14 protein-coding genes are annotated in these 13,681 nt (G+C 57.9%); 8 read left to right on the forward strand and 6 right to left on the reverse strand.

Annotated elements, in window-relative coordinates; all coding sequences use genetic code 11:
- Nucleotides 1-13: 13 nt before the first annotated feature.
- The 6 genes from SIB38_RS08145 to SIB38_RS08170 form a co-directional block, all read right to left on the reverse strand.
- A complete protein-coding gene (locus SIB38_RS08145; protein ID WP_412551777.1) occupies nucleotides 14-1,225 on the reverse strand; it encodes an acetyl-CoA C-acetyltransferase in 1,212 nt (403 codons plus the stop codon).
- Between the two features lie 25 nt (nucleotides 1,226-1,250).
- On the reverse strand, nucleotides 1,251-1,889 hold the full coding sequence (locus SIB38_RS08150; RefSeq protein ID WP_294117322.1) for a glutathione S-transferase family protein: 639 nt from the start codon (nucleotides 1,887-1,889) through the stop codon (nucleotides 1,251-1,253).
- Between the two features lie 37 nt (nucleotides 1,890-1,926).
- Nucleotides 1,927-2,139 carry a hypothetical protein gene (locus tag SIB38_RS08155; protein ID WP_294117323.1) on the reverse strand — a complete coding sequence of 71 codons (213 nt, stop codon included), beginning with the start codon at nucleotides 2,137-2,139 and terminating at the stop codon, nucleotides 1,927-1,929.
- Nucleotides 2,140-2,200: 61 nt separating this feature from the next.
- Nucleotides 2,201-3,976 carry an acyl-CoA dehydrogenase C-terminal domain-containing protein gene (locus SIB38_RS08160; RefSeq protein ID WP_412551778.1) on the reverse strand — a complete coding sequence of 592 codons (1,776 nt, stop codon included), beginning with the start codon at nucleotides 3,974-3,976 and terminating at the stop codon, nucleotides 2,201-2,203.
- 48 nt (nucleotides 3,977-4,024) lie between these two features.
- Nucleotides 4,025-4,426, reverse strand: a complete 402-nt coding sequence (locus SIB38_RS08165; protein WP_294117327.1) for a MerR family transcriptional regulator — start codon at nucleotides 4,424-4,426, stop codon at nucleotides 4,025-4,027.
- 226 nt (nucleotides 4,427-4,652) lie between these two features.
- Entirely contained in the window at nucleotides 4,653-5,030 is a 378-nt protein-coding gene (locus tag SIB38_RS08170; RefSeq protein WP_294117328.1) for a MerR family transcriptional regulator, read from the reverse strand.
- Between the two features lie 116 nt (nucleotides 5,031-5,146).
- Between SIB38_RS08170 and SIB38_RS08175 the strand changes: the two genes are divergently transcribed.
- The 8 genes from SIB38_RS08175 (at nucleotide 5,147) to SIB38_RS08210 (ending at nucleotide 13,679) form a co-directional block, all read left to right on the forward strand.
- On the forward strand, nucleotides 5,147-5,569 hold the full coding sequence (locus SIB38_RS08175) for a PaaI family thioesterase (protein WP_294117329.1): 423 nt from the start codon (nucleotides 5,147-5,149) through the stop codon (nucleotides 5,567-5,569).
- A 2-nt stretch (nucleotides 5,570-5,571) separates the two neighbouring features.
- Nucleotides 5,572-6,081, forward strand: coding sequence for a PaaI family thioesterase (locus SIB38_RS08180; protein ID WP_294117331.1), 510 nt, complete (start codon nucleotides 5,572-5,574; stop codon nucleotides 6,079-6,081).
- On the forward strand, nucleotides 6,074-7,408 hold the full coding sequence (locus tag SIB38_RS08185) for an MATE family efflux transporter (protein WP_294117333.1): 1,335 nt from the start codon (nucleotides 6,074-6,076) through the stop codon (nucleotides 7,406-7,408). Before SIB38_RS08180 ends, SIB38_RS08185 begins: the two co-directional genes overlap by 8 nt.
- 159 nt (nucleotides 7,409-7,567) lie before the next feature.
- Nucleotides 7,568-8,731: an isovaleryl-CoA dehydrogenase gene (locus tag SIB38_RS08190; RefSeq protein ID WP_294117335.1), complete on the forward strand. Its 1,164-nt coding sequence runs from the start codon at nucleotides 7,568-7,570 to the stop codon at nucleotides 8,729-8,731.
- A 95-nt stretch (nucleotides 8,732-8,826) separates the two neighbouring features.
- Nucleotides 8,827-9,333 (forward strand): lysozyme inhibitor LprI family protein, encoded by a 507-nt coding sequence (locus tag SIB38_RS08195; protein WP_412551779.1) that lies wholly within the window; start codon nucleotides 8,827-8,829, stop codon nucleotides 9,331-9,333.
- A gap of 39 nt (nucleotides 9,334-9,372) precedes the next feature.
- The gene (locus SIB38_RS08200; RefSeq protein WP_294117339.1) at nucleotides 9,373-10,980 is read left to right on the forward strand and encodes a carboxyl transferase domain-containing protein; all 1,608 of its coding nucleotides are present in this window, start codon (nucleotides 9,373-9,375) and stop codon (nucleotides 10,978-10,980) included.
- Between the two features lie 81 nt (nucleotides 10,981-11,061).
- Nucleotides 11,062-13,011, forward strand: coding sequence for an acetyl/propionyl/methylcrotonyl-CoA carboxylase subunit alpha (locus SIB38_RS08205; protein WP_294117341.1), 1,950 nt, complete (start codon nucleotides 11,062-11,064; stop codon nucleotides 13,009-13,011).
- Nucleotides 13,008-13,679: a glutathione S-transferase family protein gene (locus tag SIB38_RS08210; protein WP_412551780.1), complete on the forward strand. Its 672-nt coding sequence runs from the start codon at nucleotides 13,008-13,010 to the stop codon at nucleotides 13,677-13,679. Before SIB38_RS08205 ends, SIB38_RS08210 begins: the two co-directional genes overlap by 4 nt.
- Nucleotides 13,680-13,681: the final 2 nt, after the last annotated feature.

Consider the following 13,681-nt stretch of genomic DNA (forward strand, 5'->3'; position numbering starts at 1 on the left):
TAATGTCAGCCGGTTACACGCGTTCGATGATGGTGGCCGCGCCCATGCCGGACGCGATGCAGAGGGTGGCCAGACCGGTTTCTTTGTCCTGGCGCTCCAGCTCGTCCAGCAAGGTGCCGATGATTATGGCACCGGTTGCGCCCAGCGGGTGGCCCATGGCGATCGAGCCGCCGTTCACGTTCACCAGAGCTGGATCAACGTCAAACGCTTGCTGGAAGCGCATCACAACAGAGGCGAAGGCTTCGTTGACTTCGAACAGGTCGATGTCGCTGATTGCCATACCCGCGTCTTTCAGGATTTTCTGGGTGGCAGGCACTGGACCGGTCAGCATGATGGTTGGGTCCAGCCCAATTTTGCAGGTCTGTTTGATCACCGCACGTGGCTTGATGCCGTATTTCTCACCAAACTCTTTGCTGCCGATCAATACGCCAGCAGAGCCATCCACGATACCGGAAGAGTTCCCAGCGTGGTGGATGTGGTTGATTTTCTCAAGATGCGGGTACTTCATGATCGCCAGCTTATCAAAGCCTGGCATCACTTCGCCTTGCTCTTTGAACGCAGGCTTCAGACCACCAAGGGACTGCATGTCCGTACCCGGACGCATGTATTCGTCTTTGTCCAAAATGGTCAGACCGTTGATGTCTTTCACAGCGACGATGGACTTGTCGAACCGACCTTCATCCCACGCCTGCGCGGCGCGGCGCTGAGATTCCACCGCCAGTTCGTCGGCTTGATCACGGGTGAAACCATATTCGGTGGCGATGATGTCCGCCGAGATACCCTGTGGGACAAAATACATGTCCATGGCCACGGATGGGTCGACTGCGATGGCTGCCCCGTCAGAGCCCATCGGTACGCGGCCCATCATCTCGACACCACCGGCGATATAGGCGTCGCCTGCGCCGCCTTTGACCTGGTTGGCCGCGAGGTTTACGGCTTCCATGCCCGATGCGCAGAAGCGGTTGATCGACAGGCCTGGAATGATTTCGTCTAGGTCAGACGCCAACACGGCGGTCCGCGCGAGGCAGCCGCCTTGTTCTTTCACCTGGGTCACGTTGCCCCAGATCACGTCTTCAACGGCGTGGCCTTCTAGGCCGTTGCGCTCTTTCAGGCTGTTCAGAACTGTTTTGGACAAGGCAACGGAAGTCACCTCGTGGAGGCTGCCATCTTTGCGGCCTTTGCCGCGCGGCGTGCGCACAGCGTCATAGATATAGGCTTCGGTCATTGTGGTCTCCTATTATCAGGCGAGATCAGGCGCGGTCCGCGGGGGAGCCGGGCATCAGGTCGTAGGGGTGTTTCCACCCCGGTGTGTCGGAAATATTGGTCAGCCAGCGGTCAATGTTGGACCACTCGGTACGGTCAAAGCCAAAGGGCTCTGGGTAGTAGAGGTAAGAACAGCAAGTTAGGTCTGCGTTGGTCAGGCCGTCGCCCACAATCCAATCACGTCCCTCAAGATGCTTGTTCAGAATGTCATAAGCGCCTTTGAGGCGGCCTTGGTTGAAGGCAATCACCTCTTTGGGCTGTTTGTCTTTTGGCATGAAGTTGATCAGGAAACGGGTCATGCCTGCAAACGAGCTGAGCTTGTGGTTGTCCCAGAACTGCCAGCGCAAGATTTCACGGCGCTCATTGTTGTCGCGCCCCGCAAATTTCCCGGTTTTCTCGGAAATGTAGTCCTGAATGACCGAGGACTGCGTCAGGCTAAAGTCGCCATCCACCAGCACAGGCGCTTCGCCCATCTCATTGACGTTTTGGCGGTATTCATCGGAGCGGGTTTCGCCCGCAAAAAAGTCTACCTTTACTGGTTCCCAGTCGAGGCCCGAAAGTTCCAATGCCAGCGCAGCCTTGTAGGAATGGCCGCTTTCTCCAAAACAGTAGAGTTTGATTGTCATGCCGTCCTCCCCTTGGCAAATTTTTGCGCGGGTTTGATCACCGCTTGCGGTCGTCCAAAGTCGCGTTGAACTGGCGCAAGCGATGCGCCAGTTGGTCGTCGTCTGTTACAGCGTCGAAGTTCTCAAATATAAACGACAGCGCCTCACCTTCGTCTAGACCTGCTTCCGTCGCGAAACTGCGCAGCTTGCGATACCCATCCTCTGTCATGGCAACAGGGAAGCGGCGGGTCAGTCGAAAACGTTTGGGCATCTGTCCTCCAGAATGACGCCGGAAAATGAGGGGAGGGCGGGGAGGTCCCCGCCCAACCGGATCAGAACTGGTCTGCGGCCAGAGCCATTACGGTGTCGCCACCGGACTGGATGCGCGCCAAGTGCATCCCCGTCGCTGGCAGACGACGCGCCATGTAGTAGCGGCCGGTGGTCAGCTTGGTTTCGTAGAAGTCTTTGTCTTCTGCGCCGGATGCCAGCGCTGCGTTGGCAGCTTTGGCCATCTGCGCCCACATCAGGCCGAGGCAGACGTGGCCGAACAGGTGCATGAAGTCGTTGGAACCAGACAGCGCATCGTTCGGGTTCTTCATGCCTGCCTGCATGAAGTACATGCCCGCTGCCTGCAGATCCTTGGAGGCTTGCTTGAGCGGACCAACAAAATCCTTCAGCGCTTCGTCTTCGCCGTTTTCTTTGCAGAAGCTTTTAACCAATTCAAAGAAGGCCATAACGTGCTTGCCGCCGTCGGCCGCGAGTTTACGCCCTACAAGGTCAAGCGCCTGAACGCCGTTGGCGCCTTCGTAGATCATCGCGATACGGGCATCGCGGGTGAATTGGCTCATGCCCCATTCTTCGATATAGCCGTGACCGCCGTAAACCTGCTGAGCTTTGACAGTCATGTCGTAGCCTTCGTCGGTCAGGAAGCCTTTGATCACCGGAGTCAGCAAGGAGATCAGCCCGTCTGCGTCTTTGTCCCCTTTGCGGTGCGCTTCATCCAACATGGTGGCGCCCCAGAGGATGAACGCACGCGCGCCTTCCACGAAGGATTTCTGGTCCATGAGCGAGCGACGGATATCCGGGTGAACAATCAGAGGATCAGCCGGGCCATCTGGGTTTTCAACACCGGTCACGGCACGGCCCTGCAGGCGGTCCTTGGCATAGGCCAGGGCGTTCTGGTAGGCGACCTCAGCCTGTGCCAATCCCTGCATGCCCACACCCAGACGGGCTTCGTTCATCATGGTGAACATGGCACGCATGCCTTTGTTCAAATCGCCAATCAGGTACCCTTCGGCGTCGTCATAGTTCAGCACGCAGGTGGAGTTGCCATGGATGCCCATCTTTTCTTCGATGCTGCCCACGGTCACGCCGTTGCGGGCACCGATGTTGCCTTCGTCATCCACCAGGAACTTTGGCACGATGAAGAGAGACACGCCTTTGATGCCTTGCGGGCCGCCCGGCACTTTGGCCAGCACGAGGTGCACAATGTTGTCGGCCATGTCGTGGTCGCCAGCGGAGATAAAGATCTTCTGACCGGAGATTTTGTAGGTGCCGTTGTCCTGCGGCTCCGCTTTGGTGCGCATCAAGCCCAGATCTGTACCGCAGTGTGGCTCAGTCAGGTTCATGGTGCCGGTCCACTCACAGGAAACCATCTTCGGCAGCCACTTGTTTTTCTGCTCGTCGGTACCGTGCGCAAGGATCGCCGCCGCCGCACCGTGGGTCAGACCCTGGTACATGGTAAAGGCCTGGTTGGAGGCGGAGAACATTTCGCCCACCGCGGTTCCCAGCACCTGTGGCATATTCTGGCCGCCGTACTCTTCCGGCATATCCAAACCGGTCCAGCCGCCTTCTTTCACTTGCTCAAACGCGTTTTTAAAGCCGGTTGGCGTGTAAACCACACCATTTTCCAGACGGCAGCCTTCGTGATCACCGACCACGTTGAGCGGGGACAGCACTTCTCCGGTCAGCTTGCCGGCCTCTTCCAAAACAGCGGAGGTAAAGTCGGCTTCTAGGTCGCTATAACCTGGAATATCGGCGTTGGAGACGTTCAGCATATCGTGCAGCACAAACTGCAGGTCTTTTACAGGCGCGGTATAGGTCGGCATAAGGGGTTCCCTTTTGGATGATCCGAGACGGAATTTGTCTGTCGCCGCTTATTGCGCGGCGTCTTTCTGGTTTGCGAGGTCGGCGAGGAACTGTTCGCCCCATTTGAGCTGTTCGCGCAGATCGTCGATCGCTTCGTTTAGCTCGTCGCGTTGCTCTTCCATGTCCTTGAGGCGGTGTTGTGCCACCTCATAGGTGCGTTGCAGCTGGGTCGCTTGCTGATCGCCCATGTCATAGAGGTCGAGCAGCTGACGGATTTCCTCGAGAGAAAAGCCAAAGCGTTTGCCACGCAGGATCAGTTTGAGACGGGCGCGGTCACGTTTGGTAAACAAACGCTTTTGGCCCTCGCGAATGGGGAACAAAAGTTCCTTGGACTCGTAAAAACGCAGGGTGCGAGGGGTGACGTCATAGGCATCACACATCTCACGAATGGTCATCGTTTCTTCGCTCATCATTGCGTCCTTTCTTACCGGAAGGTGGGTACAAAATGGGCTTCGGGAACTGAGTTACTATACAGCTTGACGTTAACGTAAGTAAGACGTCACGTCACATTTTGAAGTGACGTAGGATCAATTTTTTCTGCTTAGGCGGACTCTTGCGCACCACGCGCCGCGCTGCGGTCGCAAAACAAAAGGCGCCTCGATGGGCGCCTTTACGGGATTAAACTTGCTGGGAAGCTCAGTTTGCTTTGGTCAGGAAGCCTGCGGTTTCATCCCGCAGTTCTTTGAGTTCGCGCATCGCTTCATCCAACTGTTGGCGCTGTTCTTCCAGCTCCGCCATCTGGCGGTCTGCCATCTCCACAAAGGCCTGCATCTGCGCCGAGGTGCCGTCGTTTTCGTAAATCAACAGCCACTGGCGGATGTCTTCAAGCTTAATGCCAAAGCGGCGCCCGCGCATGATCAGGGTCATCCGGGCAATCTCTCGCGGGCCAAAAAATCGGCTGCGTCCTTCACGCTCCGGCTGCAAAAGTTCGATATACTCATAGTAACGCAACGTCCTTGGTGTGACGTCGAATCGTGCGCACATTTCCTTAAAAGACAGGCGAGTATCAGACATTTGCGGGGCCTCCTTAGGCGCGAAACTTAGTTTGCATCTGCAGCAAGGGCAACCGCCCACTTGAAGCCTATGTCAAATGACGCTCATAAATGGGCCAATACAATCGGAGGGCGGGCATGGAACCGGACAAGGCAAAAATGGCGGAGCATTTTATTAATGCGATTCCCCATTGCAAGGCGTTGAACATGCGGCTGACCGACATTGGTGCAGGCAAGGCTGAGATGGAGTTGCCTTACGACAGTAAGATTGTCGGTGATCCTGAAACCGGTGTTTTGCATGGCGGCGCAGTGTCAGCCTTGATGGACACCTGTTGTGGTGCGGCGGCGATGTGCCATCCGTCGTCTCCCTCCGGCACGGCCACGATTGATCTGCGGATCGACTACATGCGCGCAGCAACACCGGGTCAAAATGTGCGGACCAAAGCGGAGTGCTACCACATCACGCGATCTGTCGCCTTCGTGCGGGCCACGGCCTTTGATGATGACGACAGCCGCCCCGTGGCCACGGCCACCGGCGCATTCACTGTGCAGAGGAAGTAACCATGCCGCGTCCACGTCCAGAACCTGTTCAGGTGGTGAAGCAACGCCGCGACGCCGCGCTTTCTGCGCTTGTACATGGTGTGCCATATATCAATTTCCTCGGCATCGAGTTTGAGCGTCGTGGCGACGAACTTACCGCGATTTTGCCATTTGATAACAAGTTGATTGGCAACCCGCTTTTGCCTGCCATTCACGGTGGCGTAACAGCGGGCTTTCTTGAGACCACAGCGGTCATTGGTCTGGCGTGGTCCGGCCTCTGGGATGACATTGAAAGTGGTCAGATTTCCATGGAAAGCCTGACCGAAGGCCATCTGCCACGCCTACCCAAAACCATCGACTTTACCGTGGACTACCTCCGTTCCGGCCTGCCGCGCGATGCTTATGCCCGTGCGCGGGTCAACCGTTCCGGTCGTCGTTACGCCTCGGTGCATGTCGAAGCGTGGCAGGATCAGCGCGATGTGTTGTTTGCACAGGCCACCGGCCATTTTTTGATGCCGTCCAAGGATGACTGATACGCCGCAAGCTGGCGGAGTCGGCGACATCACCCATCGGCGCATCTTGCACACGGCGCTGCCGATTGTTCTGTCCAATGCTACTGTGCCCATCCTGGGGGCGGTGGATACAGGCGTTGTCGGGCAGATGGGGGATGCTGCACCCATTGGGGCCGTGGGCATCGGCGCAGTTATTCTTGCTGGTCTCTACTGGATCTTTGGCTTCCTTCGGATGGGCACCACTGGCCTAACTGCGCGCGCGAAAGGCGAGGGGCGTTACGGCGAGGTGGCTGCGATGCTGACTCGTGCCGTACTGATCGGTGTGGCGGCGGGGCTGCTGCTGATCCTGGGGCAAGTCTGGCTATTTCGTGCCGCGTTTTGGTTATCACCAGCGTCCCCTGAGGTGGAAACGCTTGCGCGCCAATATTTGCAAATCCGCATTTGGTCTGCGCCGGCGGCCATTTCGATTTACGGCTTGACCGGTTGGCTGATTGCGCAGGAGCGTACAAAGGCGGTGTTGGTCATTCAGCTATGGATGAACAGCGTGAATATCGTACTCGACCTTTGGTTTGTCCTGGGGCTCGGTTGGGGTGTGGAGGGCGTGGCGATTGCTACTGTCTTTGCTGAGGTGACAGGCTGCGCCTTGGCGGTATGGTTGTGCCGCGATGTCTTTCAAAACCCTGCGTGGATGGAAAAAGCGCGTGTGTTGGATCGTACCGCCCTGCGTGAAATGGCTGGCGTAAATGGCGACATTCTGCTGCGGTCTTTGATGTTGCAAGCGATTTTCATGTCATTTCTGTTCCTTGGCGCTGACTTTGGGGATGACACATTGGCCGCCAATCAGGTGTTGTTGCAGTTCTTGTACATCACCGCACATGCGCTCGACGGGTTTGCCTTTGCGGTGGAAACGCTTGCCGGACAAGCATTTGGCGGCAAGGACCGTGCAGGCCTTCGACGCGCAACCTACATGGCATCGATATGGGCTGTGATTGGGTCGGTGCTCATTGCCGCAATCTACTGGATTTTTGGTGGATTGATCATCGATGTAATGACCACCTCTGAGGCATTGCGCTCTTTGGCGCGTGATTTCCTGCCCTGGGTGGTGCTCTCGCCGCTGTTGGGGGTGGCACCCTTCATGTTGGACGGTGTTTTTATCGGGGCCACGCAAACCAAAGACATGCGCAACATGATGCTGCTGTCGACGGTGATCTATTTCGTGGCGCTGGCGCTGTTGGTGCCGTTTTGGGGCAATCACGGGCTGTGGGTAGCCTTGATGGTGAGCTTTGTGGCGCGGGGTGCAACCTTGGCCGTGCGTTATCCAGCCTTGGAGGCGCGCGCGGCGCGGTGATCTTAAGCTTCTGAGACACCTTTGAGATTCTTCAGGGCGGCATGGTTTCATGTCGCCCTTTTTCGTGGCTGCGGAACAGTGCGCGCGAAATTTTCTTGATCCAGCCTCCGACTCGGTCTAGTTATTGAACAACTGTTCAATAACCTGAGGAGATGCCCCATGTTCATGCACACGATGAATTTTGATCTGGGCGAAGACGTCAACGCGTTGCGCGAGATGGTGCATCGCTTTGCGCAGGAGCGCATCAAGCCGATGGCTGCGGACATCGATCTGAAAAATGAATTCCCCAACGAACTCTGGAAAGAGTTTGGCGATCTGGGTCTGCTGGGTGTGACCGTGCCCGAAGAGTACGGCGGGGCAGGCATGTCCTATCTGGCGCATGTGATTGCGGTCGAAGAGATCGCCCGCGCGTCGGCTTCTGTGTCGCTGTCTTATGGCGCGCATTCCAACCTCTGCGTGAACCAGATCAAACTCAACGGCAATGACGAGCAGAAAGCAAAATATCTGCCGCGCCTGATTTCCGGCGAGCATGTTGGTGCGCTGGCAATGTCCGAACCCTCCGCAGGGTCTGACGTGGTGTCGATGAAGTTGCGCGCAGAAAAGCGCAATGATCGCTTTGTGTTGAACGGCAACAAATACTGGATCACCAACGGCCCAGACGCAGACACACTGGTTGTGTATGCCAAAACTGATCCAGACGCGGGTCCACGCGGCATCACTGCCTTCCTGATTGAGAAAGAGATGAAGGGGTTCTCTACCTCTCCACATTTCGACAAGCTGGGTATGCGTGGTTCCAATACTGCCGAACTGATCTTCGAAGACGTTGAAGTGCCGTTTGAGAACATCCTCGGTGAAGAAGGCAAAGGTGTCGCGGTTCTGATGTCCGGTCTGGACTATGAACGCGTTGTTCTGGCAGGCATCGGCACCGGCATCATCGCAGCCTGTTTGGACGAAATCATGCCATACATGGTAGAGCGTAAACAGTTTGGTCAGTCCATTGGCAACTTCCAACTGATGCAAGGCAAAATCGCCGACATGTATACCGCGATGAACTCCGCGCGCGCCTATGTCTATGAATGTGCCAAAGCCTGTGACGAAGGCCGGATCACCCGTCAGGATGCTGCGGCTTGCTGCCTCTATGCCTCCGAAGTTGCCATGACCCAAGCGCACCAAGCGGTGCAGGCCATGGGTGGCGCAGGCTACCTGTCCGACAACCCTGTGGGCCGGATCTTCCGCGATGCCAAGCTGATGGAAATCGGCGCGGGCACCAGCGAGATCCGCCGCATGTTGATTGGCCGCGAGCTGATGGCTGCGCAGGCGTAAGGGCTCTGAAGCGCCAATTTGCCTTGTGGGGTTGGGCGGGAACACCCTTCTCGCTTACCCTCAAGGCAAATCAGCGTTTTGAAAGGCATTTAACCATGTGGAAGATTTTGGCATTTACGGCAGGCGTGGCCATTGGCAGTGCGGCGTTCGCGGAGAGTGGGCCGGGTTTCTCTCCCGTCGCTACCGAAGCCTGCCTGGCGGCAATGACAGACAGCCAAGACCCAACCACATGTATCGGCAGTTCCGCCAATCACTGCATGGAGACCACCGAGGGTGGCTGGTCCACCTACGGCATGAGCCAATGCCTTGATCAGGAGCGGGACTATTGGGATCAGCGTCTCAATGCCGCTTACAAGGCGGTACGCGCGTCACGGAAGGCCACAGAAAAAGAAATGGCGGACCTGGGCTCGGCCGCGCCGTCTCAAGGCGACGCCCTCAAGAACATGCAACGCGCCTGGATCGCCTATCGCGACGCCACCTGTGATTACGAACGCTCGCTCTGGGGCGGCGGCACGGGTGGTGGCCCGGCCACGGTGAGTTGCCTGATGTATATGACCGCCGAACAGGCGCTCTATCTGGAAGCGGATGGGCTGGTGGAGTGAGATCACACACCACGCCTTTCACAAGAATGGGATACGACAATGAGTAAGTTGCAATCCAAGGTGATCACTTCGTCCGAGGATTTCGCCGCCAATCGCGCAGCACATCTTCAGATGATTGACGATGTGCGTCAGGTGGCGGAAGCAGCCCGCATGGGCGGTGGCGAGAAGTCCCGCGCGCGTCATGAAAGCCGCGGCAAAATGCTGCCCCGCCGGCGCGTGGCAGGTTTGCTTGACCCTGGTTCTCCGTTTCTGGAAGTTGGCGCCACGGCGGCCCATGGCATGTATGACGGAGCAGCGCCTTGTGCCGGTGTCGTGGCCGGGATCGGCCGGGTGCACGGGCAAGAGGTCATGGTGGTGTGCAACGACGCCACCGTGAAGGGCGGAACCTACTACCCGATGACTGTGAAAAAGCACCTGCGCGCGCAAGAGATTGCAGAGCAGAACAATCTGCCGTGTGTCTATCTGGTGGACAGTGGCGGCGCCAACCTGCCGCAACAAGACGAGGTTTTTCCGGATCGCGATCACTTTGGCCGCATATTCTTTAACCAGGCAAACATGTCTGCCAAAGGCATCCCTCAGATCGCCGTGGTGATGGGTTCTTGTACGGCAGGCGGCGCTTATGTGCCTGCCATGTCTGATGTGACTATCATTGTGAAAGAGCAGGGCACCATCTTCCTCGCAGGCCCGCCGCTGGTGAAAGCGGCGACTGGTGAAGTTGTGAGTGCAGAGGACCTTGGTGGCGGCGATGTGCACACACGCTTGTCCGGTGTGGCCGACTATCTGGCAGATGACGATGCCCATGCATTGGCCCTAGCGCGGGATGCGCTCAAGCATCTCAACCGCACCAAGCCACAGACCGTAGATTGGCAGACGCCAGAAGAACCCGCCTACGACCCAGAGGAGATTCTTGGCGTGGTGCCCGGAGGCTTGCGAACGCCTTATGACATCCGCGAAGTTATCGCACGTGTGGTAGACGGATCCCGGTTTGATGAATTTAAGAAACGCTTTGGAGAAACGCTGGTCTGTGGCTTTGCTCATGTGAACGGCTGCCCTGTCGGCATCATCGCCAACAACGGCGTGCTCTATTCCGAAAGCGCTGCCAAAGGCGCCCATTTTGTCGAGCTGTGCTCTCAACGCGGCATCCCGCTGGTGTTCCTGCAAAACATCACCGGCTTTATGGTGGGGAAGAAATACGAGGCCGAAGGCATCGCGCGCCACGGTGCCAAAATGGTGACCGCAGTGGCCACCACCAAAGTGCCAAAAATCACCATGCTGGTTGGCGGTTCCTTTGGCGCAGGCAACTACGGTATGGCCGGTCGCGCTTACTCTCCGCGGTTCCTGTGGAGCTGGCCCAACAGCCGCATTTCCGTGATGGGTGGCGAACAGGCAGCGGGTGTTCTCGCAACGGTTAAGCGCGATGCCATTGAGCGCCAGGGCGGCGAATGGTCGGCTGAAGAAGAAGCCGCCTTCAAACAGCCCACGCTGGACATGTTCGAAGAACAAAGCCACCCGCTCTACGCTTCAGCACGCCTCTGGGACGATGGCATTGTCGACCCACGCAAAACCCGCGACGTGCTGCACCTGAGCCTAACGGCTTCTCTCAACGCACCAATCGAGGAGACCAAGTTCGGCGTGTTCCGGATATAATCTTCTCTTGGCCCAAAATATCCCCGGGGGTCCGGGGGCAGGCAGCCCCCGGTCCGACGTCTCAACACAAAGGACCGCCCGATGTTTGAAAAAATCCTGATTGCCAACCGTGGCGAGATTGCCTGCCGCGTGATGGAAACTGCCCGTGCGATGGGCGTGAAAACCGTTGCTGTGTATTCTGATGCGGACGCGACCGCGAAACATGTCGCGCTGGCGGATCAAGCCGTGCATATTGGGGGCGCAGCGCCAGCCGACAGCTATCTCAAAGGCGATGTGATCATCCAGGCCGCGCTGGACACCGGCGCGCAGGGCATCCACCCCGGCTACGGCTTTCTCTCCGAAAACCCGGAGTTTGTGGAGGCGGTTGAAGCTGCTGGCCTGACCTTCATTGGTCCCTCCGCCAAAGCCATTCGTGCTATGGGCCTCAAAGACGCCGCCAAAGCCCTGATGGAAGAGGCAAATGTGCCGGTTGTGCCGGGCTATCATGGCGACAATCAGGACGGCGCGTTTTTGACCGAGCAAGCTGAGGTCATCGGTTATCCGGTGCTGATCAAAGCCGTCGCAGGCGGCGGCGGCAAAGGTATGCGCCTTGTTGAGAACTCCGCCGACTTCGCCGACGCGCTGGCCTCAGCTCAAGGCGAGGCCACCACGGCCTTTGGCAACCCCGATGTATTGATCGAAAAATATGTTACCAGCCCACGCCACATCGAAGTGCAGGTCTTTGGTGACGGTGAAAAGGCCGTGCATCTGTTTGAGCGGGACTGTTCTCTGCAACGCCGCCACCAGAAAGTCATCGAAGAAGCCCCGGCGCCGGGTATGACCGAGGAAATGCGCGCAGCAATGGGGGATGCCGCCGTACGTGCGGCTGAGGCGATCAACTACAAAGGCGCAGGCACCATTGAGTTTATCGTGGACGGCTCCAACGGTCTTCGCCCAGACGGCTTCTGGTTTATGGAAATGAACACCCGCTTGCAGGTGGAGCACCCGGTCACTGAGGCGATCACTGGTGTTGATCTGGTCGAATGGCAACTGCGCGTCGCGTCTGGCGAACCACTGCCAAAACAGCAGGAAGAGTTGACCATCACCGGACATTCGTTTGAAGCGCGTATCTATGCCGAAGATGTGCCCAAAGGCTTCCTGCCCGCCACCGGCACGCTCTCGCATCTGGAGTTCCCGGCAGCGGCTCGGATCGACAGCGGCGTGCGGTCCGGGGACACCATCAGCCCGTGGTACGACCCGATGATTGCCAAGCTGGTGGTACATGGATCAACCCGTGAGATCGCCCTCAAACAGCTGGAACGCGCGCTGCGCTGGACGGATGTGGGCGGCACCGTGACCAACGTGAGCTTTCTGGCGTTGCTGGCGGCGCAGCCCAACTTTGTGGCGGGTGACGTAGACACAGGCTTGATTGAGCGCCACATTGATGCGCTGGCTGTGCAACCGTCGGCCTGCACCAAGGCGCGCTCGGTGGCGGCGCTGACAGCTTTGGGATTGAGGCCTCTGGGTGGATCTGCGCCAGCCGAAACGCTGGTTCTGTGGTCTCCACTGACGCACAGCGTGTCCCTGATCCACAACGAAGAGCGTATCGACGTAGATGTGCGTGTGAACGGTACAGGCAACTACAGCGTTCAGGTTGGCGAGGCGGAACACATCGTCACCTACAAAGGTGGCAGCTGGTGGGTCGACACCACCAAAGTGCCTGCGCGCACCGCGCAGAACGGCGACGAGCTGACCGTGTTTTGGGGCAACGGCTATCGCTTCACGGTGGTCGATCCGCTGGATCGAGAAGATGAAGGCGGGGCAGGCGGAAACGTGATTGCCGCACCGATGCCAGGCCTGGTCAAAGCGATTTTTGCAGAAGCCGGCCAAGCGGTGCGCGAAGGCGATCGCCTGGCCATTCTGGAAGCCATGAAAATGGAGCATTCTCTGCTTGCACCGCGCGATGGTGTCGTGGCGGATGTTTTGGCCACCGCGGGTGCGCAAGTTGAGGATGGCACCGCCCTGATCCTTCTGGAAGAAGACGAGGCATGAGCGCGGTTCTGCATTCCATTGCGGGCAGCCGCTCCTTTCGCGTGAACTGGCTGTTGCATGAGCTGGGCGAAGCGGTGGAGATTGTGCCGTATCAGATCATGGACGGTTCACTGCAACAGCCCGCATTCAAAGCCATGTCGCCTGCCCGGCGTGTGCCCGCTTTGGAGATCGACGGACGGGTGCTCTATGAAAGCGGTGCGATCGTGCAGTACCTCTGCGAAACCCGTGAGGGGCATGACTTAAAGCCAGAGGTTGGCAGCGAGGAACGGGCTGACTGGCTGCAATGGATGCATTACGCAGAGACCATCGCGGCGGGCATTCAGAACCTCAACATGCAGCATCTGTTCCTGCCCAAAGACTGGATGAAGTCCCCCACTGTGATGGGGATCGAAACCAAACGGCTGGCAATTGCTTTGAAAGCTGTTGAGGGCGCGTTGGGTGACGGGCGGCAGTTTCTATTGGCGAGCGGGTTTTCGGCTGCAGACGTGATGATGGGTTTCACACTGGAAAGCGCCAGTCGCTATGTGCGGTTTGACGGCTACCCGTTGACCACGGCCTATCTGCGCCGGATCGAAGCGCGTCCGGCCTATCAGGCTGCGCAGGCCGCTGAAGGGGTACAGCAATTTTACACGCAAGACTTCTATGACTTGCCGGAGCAGGGGGCGTGACC

Origin of the sequence: Shimia sp. MIT910701, assembly GCF_047126315.1 — a bacterium.
Lineage (GTDB): Bacteria > Pseudomonadota > Alphaproteobacteria > Rhodobacterales > Rhodobacteraceae > Shimia.